Below are 12,864 nucleotides of genomic sequence, written 5' to 3' on the forward strand. Positions count from 1 at the left end.
TCCCCAGATCCTCTTCAAACGTCTCTTAGAGAATCGCAGATTCGCGATTTACGCAAAGCTCTCGCAGGCGGGAGAGGTACACCCAACGCTCAGCTCGGCTAGCGGCCGGTCGAGCCGAATCCGCCGGCGCCGCGGTCGGTCGCGGACAGGGTCGCCACGGGAACCAGCGCGGCCTGCACCATTGGCGCGATCACCATCTGCGCGATGCGCTCGCCGCGCTTGACCACGAAGGCGGTCTGGCCGTGGTTGACCAGGATCACCTTGATCTCGCCGCGATAGTCCGCGTCGATCGTGCCCGGTGAGTTCAGCACGGTGACGCCGTGCTTGGCCGCAAGCCCCGAACGCGGCCGCACCTGCGCCTCGTACCCGGGCGGCAGTGCGATCGCGAGGCCCGTCGGCACCAGCGCGTAGTGGCCGGGCGCGAGCGTCAGCGGCTCGTTCTCGGGCACTGCCGCCATCAGGTCGAGACCGGCGGCATCATCGGTCTGGTAGGCCGGCAGCGGCAGCCCTTCCGCATGGGGCAGGCGTTGCAGTTCGACGATGACTTTGCTGCTCAAGATGCGGGCTCCCGGGATTTGCCGGTCACGCTCTTTGCGATATGCGCGACCAGTTCGATGGCGACCTGTTCCTTGGTCATCGCCGGCCAGGAATCAACTGCAATCTCGCCATCCTTCTCATCGTTCTTCTCACCGCCCTTGCGGCTGATGAGGTGCACGGTGTTGCGGTCCCCGCCCATCACGCCGGTTGCGGGGGAGACGTCGTTGGCGACAATCCAGTCGCAGCCCTTGCGGGCAAGCTTCGACTTGGCGTTGTCGATGAGGTGCTCGGTCTCGGCGGCAAAGCCGATCACCAGTGGCGGACGCTGGTCGGTCAGTTTCGAGATCGTCGCGAGGATATCGGGGTTCTCGACCAGCTGGAGCGGCGGCATGCCGGCCGAACTTTTCTTCAGCTTCTGCTCGCCTTCATTGGCGACCCGCCAGTCGGCGACGGCGGCGGCGAAGATCGCGATGTCAGCGGGAAGCGCGGCCTGCACCTGTTCCAGCATCTGCCTTGCCGATTCCACATGCTTAACCGTCACGCCCTGGGGATCGCCAAGCTCGACCGGGCCGCTGACCAGGATCACCTCGGCGCCTGCGGCCTGTGCGGCGGCAGCGATCGCAAAGCCCTGCTTGCCGGAGGACCGGTTGGCGATGTAGCGCACCGGGTCGATCGGCTCGTGGGTTGGACCCGCAGTGATCAGCACGCGCTTGCCGGCGAGGGGGCGCGGCATCGGCGGCCGCAGCAGGCGCTCGGCGGCGGTCGCAATCTCGATCGCCTCGGACATGCGGCCGACGCCGGCTTCACCTGCTTCCGCCATCTCCCCGGAATTCGGCCCGATCAGCATGATGCCGTCGCGCTGAAGCTGCGCGACATTGCGCCGCGTCGCCGCATTGTTCCACATCAGCGGATTCATCGCCGGCGCAAGCAGGACCTTGCGGTTGGTCGCGAGCAGGATAGCACTGGCGAGATCGTCGGCATGGCCGTTCGCCATCTTGGCCATCAAATCCGCGGTCGCAGGCGCCACCACGATCAGGTCGCACTCGCGCGCGAGCCGGATATGACCGGCGTCGAACTCGCTCTGGGGATCGAACAGGTCAGTGTAGACGCGCTCATGCGAGAGCGCGCTCACGGCCAGCGGCGTGACGAATTGCTGCGCCGCCTTGGTCAGCACACAGCGCACCTCGATCCGTCGCTCCTTGAGCCGTCGGATCAGGTCGAGCGATTTGTAGGCCGCGATCCCGCCGCCGATGATCAGGGTGACGCTGGCTTCTGAAACGGTACCGGTGCGTTGGGGTATCGCGGCGGTGGTGGTCGCGGGCGGCGCCGTGAACGGCGTCAGCGGCTCCTCACGGCCTTCGATCAACTCCCCGAGGATGACCCGGACCTCTTCCTCGACCGACCTGCGGTTCTTGGCCGAACGCAGCCTGAGGTAAGTTTTGATGCCTTCATCGAGCTTGCGAATGGTCAGGCTCGCCATGATGCCCCTCCAGCACAAATGATAGCGATGCTATCATTCGTATGATTGCACTGCAATCACAGATTCCGGACGGCGATCAGGATGCCGATGAAGGTCGCGGCAATGATCCAGAGCGCCACGGTGCGCCAACGGTTCTTGCGGCCCTCGCTGCGGCCCATCGCCGCGATGCTCTCGGGCGACAGCCGGATACCCTCCCGGGTCATGGTCTCCAGCTGTTCGAGCACCGCAACCGAGCGCTCGGCGATATCAGGCAGACGCATCAGGATGCGCGCGAGATCACCGGTGCCGGAGATCGCGCCCTGGACCCGGCCAATCGGACCGAGATTGCGCTCGATCCATTCCCGCACCACGGGGTCGGCGACCTTCCAGATGTCGAGCTTGGGATCGAAGCCGCGTGCCACGCCCTCGACCACCACCATGGTCTTCTGGAGCAGGATCAGCTCGGGCCGTGTGGTCATGTCGAACAGGCCGGTGACCTCGAGCAGCAGCGTCAGCAGCCGCGCCATCGAGATCTCTTCCGCCGTGCGGTTGTGAATGGGCTCGCCGATGGCGCGGATCGCTTGCGCGAAGTTCTCGACCGAGTGATGCGCGGGCACATAGCCGGCCTCGAAATGCACTTCCGCGACACGACGATAGTCGCGGGTGATGAAGCCGAGCAGGATTTCGGCGAGAAAGCGCCGCTCCTTCATGCCGAGCCGGCCCATGATGCCGAAATCAACCGCGACAAGACGGCCCGCGTCATCCAGGAACAGATTGCCCGGGTGCATGTCGGCATGGAAGAAGCCATCGCGCAGCGCGTGGCGCAGGAAGCTCTGAATCACCTTGCGGCCGAGATCGGGCAGGTCGACCTGCGACTCTGCCAGGCGCTTGTGATCGTTCAGCGCGATGCCGTCGATCCACTCCATCGTCAGCACGTTGTGCGTGGTGCGGTCCCAGTCGACATCAGGCACGCGGAAATCAGGATCGTTGCGCGTGTTCTCCGCCATCTCCGACAGCGCCGCAGCCTCGAGGCGCAGGTCCATCTCCATCGCAACCGAGCGCGACATGGTGTTGATGACCTCGATGAGGCGCAGGCGCCGCGCCTCGGACGAATAGGATTCGGCCTTGTATGCGACGAAGAAGAAGTCGGAGAGGTCGCGGCGGAAGCGTGCGGCCACGTTGGGCCGCAGCACTTTCACGGCGACCGCCTTGCGGAGGCCGTCGCGCAGGACTTCGCCGCGATGCACCTGTGCGATCGAGGCGGCTGCCACCGGCGCACTGAGGCTCGCGAACACATCAGTCAGCGGCCGTTCCAGCGACGTCGCGATCACGGCTTCCGCTTCGGCTTGCGAGAACGGCGGCAGGCGGTCCTGCAGGCTTTCGAGGTCGCGCGCCATGGCAACGCCGACCACATCGGGGCGCGTCGCCAGAAATTGTCCAAGCTTGAGATAGGCCGGGCCCATCCGGGTCAGCGCGCGCGACAGCCGCGGGCCATGCTTCGGACCGCGCCGTTCGATCAGGCGCGCGAGTTTTAGCGCGAGCTGTCCGTGCGGCGGCACCAGGCTCGGATCGACGGCGCCGAATACGCCCTCGCGCGCGAATACGAACGCGGCGCGCATCAGGCGCGCACTATGGGTTATCGCCGAAATCACAAACGCCAGCCTGAATGCAGTGCGACGATGCCGCCGGACAATATCTGCCAGTTCACGCGGGCGAAGCCGGCGTCGCGGATCATGTCGGCGAAGGCGTTGGGTCTCGGGAACTTGCGGATCGACTCGACCAGATATTGGTAGGACTCGGCGTCACCCGTGATCATGCGGCCGAGCGGCGGGATCACCTTGAACGAGAACAGGTCATAAAGGCGGTCGAGGCCGGGCATCTCGACGGTGGAGAATTCCAGACAGAGGAAGCGGCTTCCTGGCTTGAGCACGCGATAGGCCTCGGCCAGCGCGAGATCGATCCGTGGCACGTTGCGAATGCCGAAAGCGATCGTATATGCGTCGAAGCTGCGGTCGGCGAAGCCGAGCGCTTCCGCATTGCCTTCGACGAAATCGACCTGGGTCTCGAGGTGGCGCTTGGCGGCGCGCTCGCGGCCCACCGCCAGCATCTCGGTGTTGATGTCGCAGACGGTGGCATGGAAGCCCGCGCCTGCGGCCTTGGCGGCGCGGAACGAGATGTCGCCGGTGCCGCCGGCGACGTCGAGCAGCGCGAACGGCCGGTCGCCTCGCGGCGGGTTGAGCGCGCTGATCATGATGTCCTTCCAGACCCGGTGCAGGCCACCGGACATCAAATCGTTCATCAAATCATAGCGCGACGCCACGCTGTGAAACACATCGTTCACCAGCGTCTGCTTGTCGCCCAGGGGAACGTCCCTGAAGCCAAAATGCGTGGTTTCGCCCGGCCGATCCATTACTCTACTCCACGAGGCGGACCATAGCGCGCCCGCCGCAATGGCGCTATCACACCGCCCTCATAAGGTGAATGCCTGACCATGCCCGAATTACCCGAAGTCGAGACCGTCCGCCGCGGCCTTCAGCCTGTCATGGAGGGTGCAAAAATCCTGGTCGCGGAGGCCCGCAGGCCCGATTTGCGCTTTCCCTTCCAGCCGGATTTCGTGGCCCGACTGAAGGGACAGGTCGTCACGGGGCTCGGCCGCCGTGCAAAATATCTCATGGCCGATCTCGCCTCCGGCGACGTGCTGTTGATGCATCTGGGCATGTCGGGCTCGTTTCGCGTCATCAAGCCGGACAACGAGGTGGCGCCCGGCGAGTTTCACTATCCGCGAGCCAAGGACTCCGCGCACGACCACGTGCTGTTTCGGATGTCCTCCGGCGCCGACATCGTCTTCAACGATCCGCGCCGCTTCGGTTACATGAAAGTGATCGCGCGCAGTGCGCTCGACGAGGAGCCGCTGCTGCGCGGGCTCGGCCCCGAGCCGCTCGGCAACGAATTTGACGCTGCGATGCTGGCGCGGTCCTGCGCCGGCAAGACCACGAGCCTGAAAGCCGCGTTGCTGGATCAGCGCGTGGTCGCCGGGCTCGGCAACATCTATGTCTGCGAAGCCCTGCATCGCTCGCATCTGTCGCCGCGCCGGATCGCCGCGACGCTCTCGACCAAGAAGGGCGAGACGACCGACCATGCAAAGCGATTGGTCGGCGCGATCCACACCGTGCTGAACGACGCCATCAAGGCCGGCGGCTCCAGCTTGCGCGATCATCGCCAGACCTCGGGCGAGCTCGGCTATTTTCAGCACTCGTTCAAGGTCTATGACCGCGAGGGCGAGAAATGCACCACGCCGCGCTGCGGCGGCATCGTGAAGCGGTTCACGCAGAACGGCCGGTCGACGTTCTGGTGTCCGAAATGTCAGAAGTGAGTCAGCATCGCGATGATGGAGTGCCGTAGCCCGGATGGAGCGCAGCGCAATCCGGGTTCTCGTGCAGCGCATGGAGGCGTCCCGGATTGCGCTGCGCTCCATCCAGGCTACGAAAGCAATGACGGCGGAGATAGGGCTGCCAAAAAAACGCGAAGCGAAGCAATCCGGCCGGGCTGGTGGCCGGATTGCTTCGTCGCTAAGGCCCTTCCGGATGGCGAAGGGCCGGCTGGCGTCTGGGCGATTGCCCCGCTCAGGACGCCAGTGTCGTGGTCTCGTCGACCGCCAGATCGGCGGTGACGTGCAACATTCCGTCCGCGGCCGCGATAACCTGGTCGATCAAGACATTGGTGGCGGCGAGCTCGAGCCGGGTCTCGATCCAATGCCAGAGGCCGCGGATCTCCTCGGTCGACTTGCCGTTCGGCGCGAACTCGCTGACCGCAAGGCCGCTTGCGAGCGAGTCCTGATGGTCGTTGCGCATCACGATCAGGGGACGCGCGAGCACCTCGGCGAGATCGAGCGCTGCTTCCTCGGCGAGGGTGTTGGTGGCATTGTCGATGCGCTGGCCGCGGATCGGAGTCTGGTTCAGCACGAAGCTGTAAGGCCGCTTCCAGGCGCGTGCGACGCTCAGCGTCGAAACGGTCGCCTCGATGTCGGCGACGCTCGGGCGGGCCGGGATCAGGCAGAGGTCGCAATGGCGGATCGCGGCGGTGGTCGCGGCGCTGAGGCCGGCGGCGGTATCGACGATCGCGAGCTGGAGGCCGCTTTCGGCCAGCATTTTGAGGCGCGGCTCGATGTCGGCGGCGTGATAGATCGGCTCGACAACGAGATCGTCGGTGGTGCGGCGGCGCTGCCAGTTGGACAGTGTGCCCTGCGGGTCGGTTTCGATCAGGCGAACGGTGAAGCCGGCCTGCTTGGCTGCCAGCGCGAGGCCGATGGCGAGCGTGCTCTTGCCGCTGCCACCCTTTTGGGTGGCCAGTGCGATCGTGTGCATTGAAGATCAATCCTTTGGAGTGCTCGGGTCAGGGAAACGCCACGTGAACGTGCATCGATCTCGATGCTGAGCTCTTCTCGCTCAGGACGTGCCGGCCCGATCCAAAGGGGATCGCGGAGGTCCGAATCAGCAATAACGATGATGGCGGAATCGGAAATGCCAGCGAATCCGTACCATTACTGGACCCGTACTCGTACGTGTGCTGTGCTCGCTGCCGTGAATAAAAGGACAAGCGGCATGGGCGGAAACTGGCGCGACCGGACGGCGACGAATTTTGAATGCCAGAAGATGCCCGCGGTATCGAGCCGCGGCATGGTGGTCAGCAACCATCCACTGGCCTCCAGCGCCGGCGCGGAGATGCTGGCCGCCGGCGGCAATGCCATCGACGCCGCGATAGCGACCCTGTTCACGCTGACCGTGGTCGAGCCGATGATGGTCGGCATCATCGGCGGCGGCATGGCGCACATCCGGCTCGCCGACGGCAGCCACCGCTTCATCGACGGGCAGAGCACTGTGCCCGCGGCGATGCTTGACACCAGCTACACTCCCATGCCGGGTTCCGCGCATGACGTGTTCGACACCGTCGGCCAGGAAAATCTCAACGGCCCAAAGGCTGTCGCCACACCGGGTTCGCTGAAAGCCTGGTGCGAGACGCTGCGCCGCTTCGGCACCATGAGCCTCGCCGACGTCATGCAGCCCGCGATCAAGCACGCCGCGCGCGGCTATGCGGCGACACCCTATCTGCACGAATGCATCACCGAGAGCGCCGCCGAGATGCGCAAGGACAAGCCGATCACGGCGATTTACTTGCCTGATGGACAGCCGTTGAAGGCCGGTGAGCGCGTGGTGCAATCAGAATATGCCGAAACGCTCCGCTACATCGCCGATCACGGCGAGACCGCGCTTTACGAGGGGCCGCTTGGCGGCATACTGGTCGACTACATGGAAAAGGCTGGCGGCTTTATCCGGCGCAACGATCTCACCAGCTACAAGACCGTCGAACGGCAGCCGATCCGCGCCGATTATCGCGGCTGGACCATCTTTGGCCCGCCGCCGCCCGCGGCCTCCGGCGTGCATATCGCGCAGATGCTGAACATCCTGGAGGGTTACGACATCGGCAGCCTTGGCTTCGGCACGCCGGAAACGATCCACTATCTCGCCGAGGTCCTGAAGATCGCATTCGCCGATCGCGCCGCGGCCAGCGGCGATCCTGATTATGTCTGCGTCCCCGTGGAGCGGCTGACCTCGAAGGCCTATGCCGAGGAGCGCCGTGCTGCGATCGATCCGGCGCGGGCGCAGGCCTGGGGCGCCGGCGTGTCGCAGCTTGAAGGCACTCACACCACGCACATGACGGCGGCTGACGCGTTCGGCAACGTGGTTGCGACCACGCAGACCATCAACAATCTGTTCGGCGCCAAGATCATGATCCCGGGCCTCGGCGCCATCGCCAACAACTACATGAACCTGTTCGATCCGCGGCCAGGCCGCGCCCTGTCGCTGGCGCCGGGCAAGCGGGTGACGACCTCGATGTCGCCGATGATGGCACTCCGTGATGGAAAGCTGCGCTATGCGCTGGGCTTGCCCGGCGGAAAACGAATCTTCCCGAGCGCGATGCAGGCGCTGCTCAATCTGATCGACCACGGTATGAGCTTGCAGCAAGCAGTCGAGGCGCCGCGGGTCTGGACCGAGGGTAATGCACTCGAGGTCGAGCAGAAGGTGCCGGAGAGCGTGCGCGCGAAGCTCGAGAGCCTCGGCCACAAGGTTCAGCCTGTCGCGACAGTCGCCGGCGGCATGAACGGTATCGCCTTCCATGACGACGGCACCATGAGTGGCGCCGCTTGCTGGCGTGCGGACGGCACGCCGGTCGGGATATCGGGTGGCCTCGCGAATGCCGGGATCAGGTTCAGGCTGAGCTAGGTCTCGTGCCCCAGACGCAGCGCAGCGTTTCTTCAGTGGTGCGCCACTGAGCCGGGGCCCAGAACTTCTTGCATCGAATGTGAGACATGGGTCGCAATTCAGCGAAGCGGCATTTCATGCCGCATCGCGCCCGGGACACGAGCGTTACTTGCGCACGCAGATCACCCGGACGACAGCGGCTTTTGCATCCGTGGACGTGCCGTTCGCGGTGACGGCGTTCGCCTTCAGGAAATCGCGCACCGTCTCCGCGGAGACCATCACCGCCTGCGACGCCGGCACCGACGTCGCGGGGCCCGCGACCATCGTCGGCTTCAACAGCGCAACGCCGGCGAATTTGCCGTCGCCGTCGATGGCGGCGCTGCCGGAGAAGCCGACAGCCGGCGGCGGTGAGAGCGGGGAATCGCCGCCACCGACAGATGCCAGCGCAGCCTTGAGGCTCGACGCGACGGCCGCGCCGCCCTGGCTCTGCGGATCAGCGATACCGATGACATCGACACTCGTCTTTGCCGCGCCGCCGCCGAGGCTGAGCGGCTTCAGGCCGCGCGCGCCGTAGATATGCAGCAGCGCGAGATCGTGTTCCCGGTCCTCGGCGAGACGGTCGGCGCTGCCATGGCCGGCGATCGTGATCGCGAGACAGGAATCGGTGACGAGGCGGTCCGTGACGATCGCACCATCGTCGCTGACGACGAGGCCGGTGCCATATTCGACATTCTTGCGTGGCGGCGGCCCGGCCTGTGGCCCCGACGGAAACGCGCTGAACGCGCTCGACATCGCGATCACGACCGGCTCGACCGTGTTCTCGGTTGCCTGATCGTAGAGGATCGTCATGATGCGAACTTCATCACCCCGAGAAGTGCCGCGCATGTAAAATTTCTTCAGGCCCTGCAAACCGGACAGCACGAAGAAGTCGGGCTTCACCACGGTGTAGTCGACCTTGCGACCCGGCTCCTTCTTCTCCGCTTCGGCAAGCTTGGCTGTGGTCGGGTTCGCCTCCTTGCGGCGGCTGAGCAGCACCTGGACCGTGCCAGTGGGCGAGGTCCATTTCGAGCCGGTGGCGTCGGTCGCCTGCTGCGGCACCAGTTTTGAGGGAATGCCAAGCCGCGCGCCGCTGGTCATCTCCGTCACGATCTTCCAGCCGACGTTGTCCTGCTTCCGGCGCGCGGTCTCAGCGAGCACGGCGCGTTCCTGCGGATTGAGCACGCCAGTCGGCTTGCTACCCCTGAGCTTCTGGTATTCCTTGATGGCATCGACCATGCGCGCGCTGACGTCGCCGGTGATAGCGCCGTTGTACTGGCCGACCCAGGCGAGGTCGGACTGCAGCGACAGCCGCTCCGCCTGCGCCATGGCATCGGCCGTCGCAGCCGGCGTCTGCAACGCAGGAGGCCGGATCGGAACGGTCTGGACCGGCTTCGGCTTGGTGCCGGGGATCTGCGCTGTCGTCATCTGGGCGTTCGCGCCTGTCGCAGCCGCAAACATCAGTGTTGCCGCAAGCATTGATCTCATGACAAATCCAGCCAGCCCATTGAACGCAATGCCATTGAAGCACATCTCGTTGGTCGCGAACAATGTTGCGGTGGTTCAGGCTGCGAGAGTGCCCGCGAACTCAAATCCTCATCCTGAGGAGCGGCCTCAAGGCCGCGCCTCGAAGGATGGCGCGGGCGATATCGGGGCCTGCATGGTTCGAGACGCGCGTTCCGCGCTCCTCACCATGAGGGTTGAGAGAACGAAGGACGACCATGCTGAGCCCGGACGAACTCGAACGTTATGCCCGCCATATCGTGCTGCGCGATGTCGGTGGCCCCGGCCAGGCTGCGCTGAAGCGAGCCTCCGTGCTGGTGATCGGGGCCGGCGGGCTCGGTGCGCCCGCGTTGATGTATCTGGCGGCCGCCGGCATCGGCACGCTCGGCGTGATCGATGACGATGTGGTGTCGCTGTCGAACCTCCAGCGCCAGGTGATTCACACCACGCCCGACATCGGCCGGCACAAGGTCGAGAGCGCGGCCGAACGGATCACGGCGCTCAATCCGCATGTCCGCTTCGTCGGCCACGCCACCTGGCTCAATGCCGACAATGCGCTGTCGCTGATCGGCGACTATGACCTCGTGCTCGACGGCTCCGACAATTTCTCGACCCGCTATCTGGCCTCGGACGCCTGCTTCTTCGCCAAGAGGCCGCTGATCACGGCGGCGCTCGGCACCTTCGATGGCTCGCTCACCACCATCCGCGCGCACGAGAAGAACGAGCAGGGCGAATTCAATCCGACCTATCGCTGCCTGTTCCCGGAGGCGCCGCCGCCCGGGACCGTGCCGGCGTGCGCGGAAGCCGGCGTCATGGGCGCGCTGGCGGGCGTGATGGGCTCGATGATGGCGCTGGAGGCGATCCGCGAGATCGTCGGCTTTGGCGACGGCCTGGTCGGCCGCCTCCTGATGATCGATGCGCGCGCGATGCGCTTCGAGACGCTGCGTTACGCGCGCGATCCGGCCAATCCGCTCAATGGCGATGGGCCTGTGATCACTGACCTCAGCGCCCATCGCACTTGATTGTAGACACTACGCGGCGGCGGGCTTCTCGCTGTCCAGATGCGCCATCTGCTCGGCCGTATAGCGCGTGCCTGAGGCGACATTGGGCGGAAACGCCTTGGCCAACGCCGCAAGCTGAGTCGGGGTCAAATTGACCTTGGTCGCACCGAGCGCCTCAGTGAGGCGGTTGCGGGTGCGGGCGCCGACCAGCGGCACGATCTCCTTACCCTGCTGCGCCACCCAAGCGATCGCGACTTGTGCCGGCGTTGCGCCGATCTCCGCAGCGATGGCGCGCAGCTGCTCCACCAGCGCGAGATTGGAATCGAGATTCGATCCCTGGAAACGCGGTGTCATCAGCCGGTAGTCCTTGCCGGTCTTGCCGGAGTCCTTCGACCAATGGCCGCTGATGAGGCCGCGCGCCAGCACGCCGTAAGCCGTGATGCTGAGGCCGAGCTCGCGGCAGGTCTTCAGGATGTCGCGTTCGATGCCGCGCTCGATCAGCGAATATTCGATCTGGAGATCGGCGATCGGATGCACGGCGTGCGCGCGGCGGATGGTGTCGGAGCCGACCTCGGACAGGCCGATATGTTTGACGTAGCCGGCCTTCACGAGATCGGCGAGACCGCCCACCGTCTCCTCGATCGGGACGCTGGGATCAAGGCGCGCCGGGCGGTAGATGTCGATGTAATCGGTGCCGAGCCGTTGCAGCGAATAGGCGAGAAAATTCTTCATTGCGGCCGGACGACAGTCCATGCCGGTGAATTCGCCGGCGGGACCGCGCAGCGCGCCGAACTTCACGCTGATCTGCACTTTTTCGCGCGGCACGTCCTTGAGCGCCTCGCGCACCAGCATTTCATTGTGGCCCATGGCGTAGAAATCGCCGGTGTCGAGCAGCGTGATTCCTGCATCGAGCGCGGCGTGGATCGTGGCGATGCTCTCGCCGCGATCGGAAGGACCATAGGCATCCGACATCGCCATGCAGCCGAGGCCAAGGCTTGAGACGGTGGGGCCGGTTGAACCGAGTTTGCGCTGTTCCATGATGGCTCTCCCAATGGCGGCAGGCTGATTGCGCCGCGTGACGAGGCCAGATATGCGCCCGATCGATTACGCCGATAAGCTGGACAATCCAGAATAGCTTGTCCATTGTGGTGAACAATGGCCGAGCCTGACCTGCGTGATCTCGATGTCTTCGTGGCGGTGGCCCGCACCCGCAATTTCCGGCGCGCGGCGATCGATATTCGCGTGTCGGTGTCGAGCCTTAGCCAGCGATTGCGGGACCTGGAAGAGCGCCTCGGCGTCCGCCTGATGAACCGGACCACCCGCAGCGTCGCCCTGACCGAGGCGGGCGAGCTGCTGTTGTCGCGCGTGGCGCCGGCGCTGCGCGATGTCGGCGACGCCCTCGATCAGGTCCGTGGCCTGCGCGAAATGGCCTCGGGCCGGCTGCGCATCAACGCGCCGCCGCCCGCCGTCGATCTCGTGCTGGCGCCGATGATCGGGCCGTTCCTCAAGGCCTATCCGCAGGTCGACCTCGACATCGTCTCCGAGAGCGGGTTCGTCGACATCGTCAGCGCGGGCTTCGATGCCGGCGTGCGCTATGGCGAGCATCTCGCGCAGGACATGGTGGCGATCTCGCTCAGCGGCCCGCAGAGCTATGTCGTGGTCGCTTCGCCCGATTACCTCGCGCGCCGCGGCAAGCCTGAGCATCCGAAGGATCTGCTCGATCATGATTGCATCCGCGCCCGCTACTCCAGCGGTGTCATGCATGATCTGGAGTTCGAGAAGGCCGGTCAGCTGGTGAAGGTCGATCCGCCGGCAAAGCTGATCTCGACCAACATGGGTCTTTCCATGCGCGCTGCGCTCGACGGTGTCGGTATCTGGGCGACGCTTGATGGCTATGTCGGCGAAGCCCTGAAGTCGGGCACGCTGGTCAGCCTGCTCCAGGACTGGTGCGAGCCGTTTCCGGGCCCGTTCCTGTATTATCCAAGCCGGCGACAAACGCCGCCGGCGCTGCGAGCTTTCATTGATTTCGTTGCCGACTGGCGCAAGCGCGAAACACGCGGCAAATAGA

Annotated in this window: 11 protein-coding genes; 4 read left to right on the top strand and 7 right to left on the bottom strand. The window is 65.2% G+C overall.

Going from position 1 to position 12,864, the window contains the following annotated elements; translation table 11 throughout:
- Positions 1-98 precede the first annotated feature (98 nt).
- The 4 genes from dut to ubiE are packed head-to-tail and all read right to left on the bottom strand — an operon-like array spanning position 99 to position 4,406.
- Positions 99-557: a dUTP diphosphatase gene (gene dut, locus AC0L2J_RS27545; RefSeq protein ID WP_473395106.1), complete on the bottom strand. Its 459-nt coding sequence runs from the start codon at positions 555-557 to the stop codon at positions 99-101.
- On the bottom strand, positions 554-2,017 hold the full coding sequence (coaBC, locus tag AC0L2J_RS27550) for a bifunctional phosphopantothenoylcysteine decarboxylase/phosphopantothenate--cysteine ligase CoaBC (protein ID WP_473395107.1): 1,464 nt from the start codon (positions 2,015-2,017) through the stop codon (positions 554-556). The genes dut and coaBC overlap by 4 nt, the downstream gene beginning before the upstream one ends.
- 56 nt (positions 2,018-2,073) lie before the next feature.
- Positions 2,074-3,648, bottom strand: a complete 1,575-nt coding sequence (gene ubiB, locus AC0L2J_RS27555; RefSeq protein WP_007603928.1) for a 2-polyprenylphenol 6-hydroxylase — start codon at positions 3,646-3,648, stop codon at positions 2,074-2,076.
- Positions 3,645-4,406 carry a bifunctional demethylmenaquinone methyltransferase/2-methoxy-6-polyprenyl-1,4-benzoquinol methylase UbiE gene (ubiE, locus tag AC0L2J_RS27560; RefSeq protein ID WP_007603927.1) on the bottom strand — a complete coding sequence of 254 codons (762 nt, stop codon included), beginning with the start codon at positions 4,404-4,406 and terminating at the stop codon, positions 3,645-3,647. The genes ubiB and ubiE overlap by 4 nt, the downstream gene beginning before the upstream one ends.
- An 81-nt stretch (positions 4,407-4,487) precedes the next feature.
- On the opposite strand from ubiE, the gene mutM reads away from it, so the two are divergent.
- Positions 4,488-5,369: a bifunctional DNA-formamidopyrimidine glycosylase/DNA-(apurinic or apyrimidinic site) lyase gene (mutM, locus tag AC0L2J_RS27565; protein WP_007603925.1), complete on the top strand. Its 882-nt coding sequence runs from the start codon at positions 4,488-4,490 to the stop codon at positions 5,367-5,369.
- A 250-nt stretch (positions 5,370-5,619) separates the two neighbouring features.
- Here mutM and AC0L2J_RS27570 read toward each other — a convergent pair whose 3' ends face one another.
- A complete protein-coding gene (locus AC0L2J_RS27570; RefSeq protein WP_007603924.1) occupies positions 5,620-6,360 on the bottom strand; it encodes a ParA family protein in 741 nt (246 codons plus the stop codon).
- A gap of 237 nt (positions 6,361-6,597) precedes the next feature.
- On the opposite strand from AC0L2J_RS27570, the gene ggt reads away from it, so the two are divergent.
- On the top strand, positions 6,598-8,277 hold the full coding sequence (gene ggt, locus AC0L2J_RS27575; protein WP_007603923.1) for a gamma-glutamyltransferase: 1,680 nt from the start codon (positions 6,598-6,600) through the stop codon (positions 8,275-8,277).
- Between the two features lie 144 nt (positions 8,278-8,421).
- Here the strand turns inward: ggt and AC0L2J_RS27580 are convergent, their stop codons facing one another.
- Positions 8,422-9,780, bottom strand: coding sequence for a serine protease (locus AC0L2J_RS27580; RefSeq protein WP_007603922.1), 1,359 nt, complete (start codon positions 9,778-9,780; stop codon positions 8,422-8,424).
- Between the two features lie 233 nt (positions 9,781-10,013).
- Here AC0L2J_RS27580 and AC0L2J_RS27585 point away from each other — a divergent pair, with 233 nt between their 5' ends.
- Positions 10,014-10,817 carry a HesA/MoeB/ThiF family protein gene (locus tag AC0L2J_RS27585; protein WP_007603921.1) on the top strand — a complete coding sequence of 268 codons (804 nt, stop codon included), beginning with the start codon at positions 10,014-10,016 and terminating at the stop codon, positions 10,815-10,817.
- A gap of 9 nt (positions 10,818-10,826) precedes the next feature.
- Here AC0L2J_RS27585 and AC0L2J_RS27590 read toward each other — a convergent pair whose 3' ends face one another.
- Positions 10,827-11,834, bottom strand: a complete 1,008-nt coding sequence (locus AC0L2J_RS27590; RefSeq protein WP_007603920.1) for an aldo/keto reductase — start codon at positions 11,832-11,834, stop codon at positions 10,827-10,829.
- 117 nt (positions 11,835-11,951) lie between these two features.
- Between AC0L2J_RS27590 and AC0L2J_RS27595 the strand changes: the two genes are divergently transcribed.
- Positions 11,952-12,863: a LysR family transcriptional regulator gene (locus tag AC0L2J_RS27595; protein WP_473395108.1), complete on the top strand. Its 912-nt coding sequence runs from the start codon at positions 11,952-11,954 to the stop codon at positions 12,861-12,863.
- Position 12,864 lies beyond the last annotated feature (1 nt).

The organism is Bradyrhizobium sp. MV1.5 (assembly GCF_055807615.1).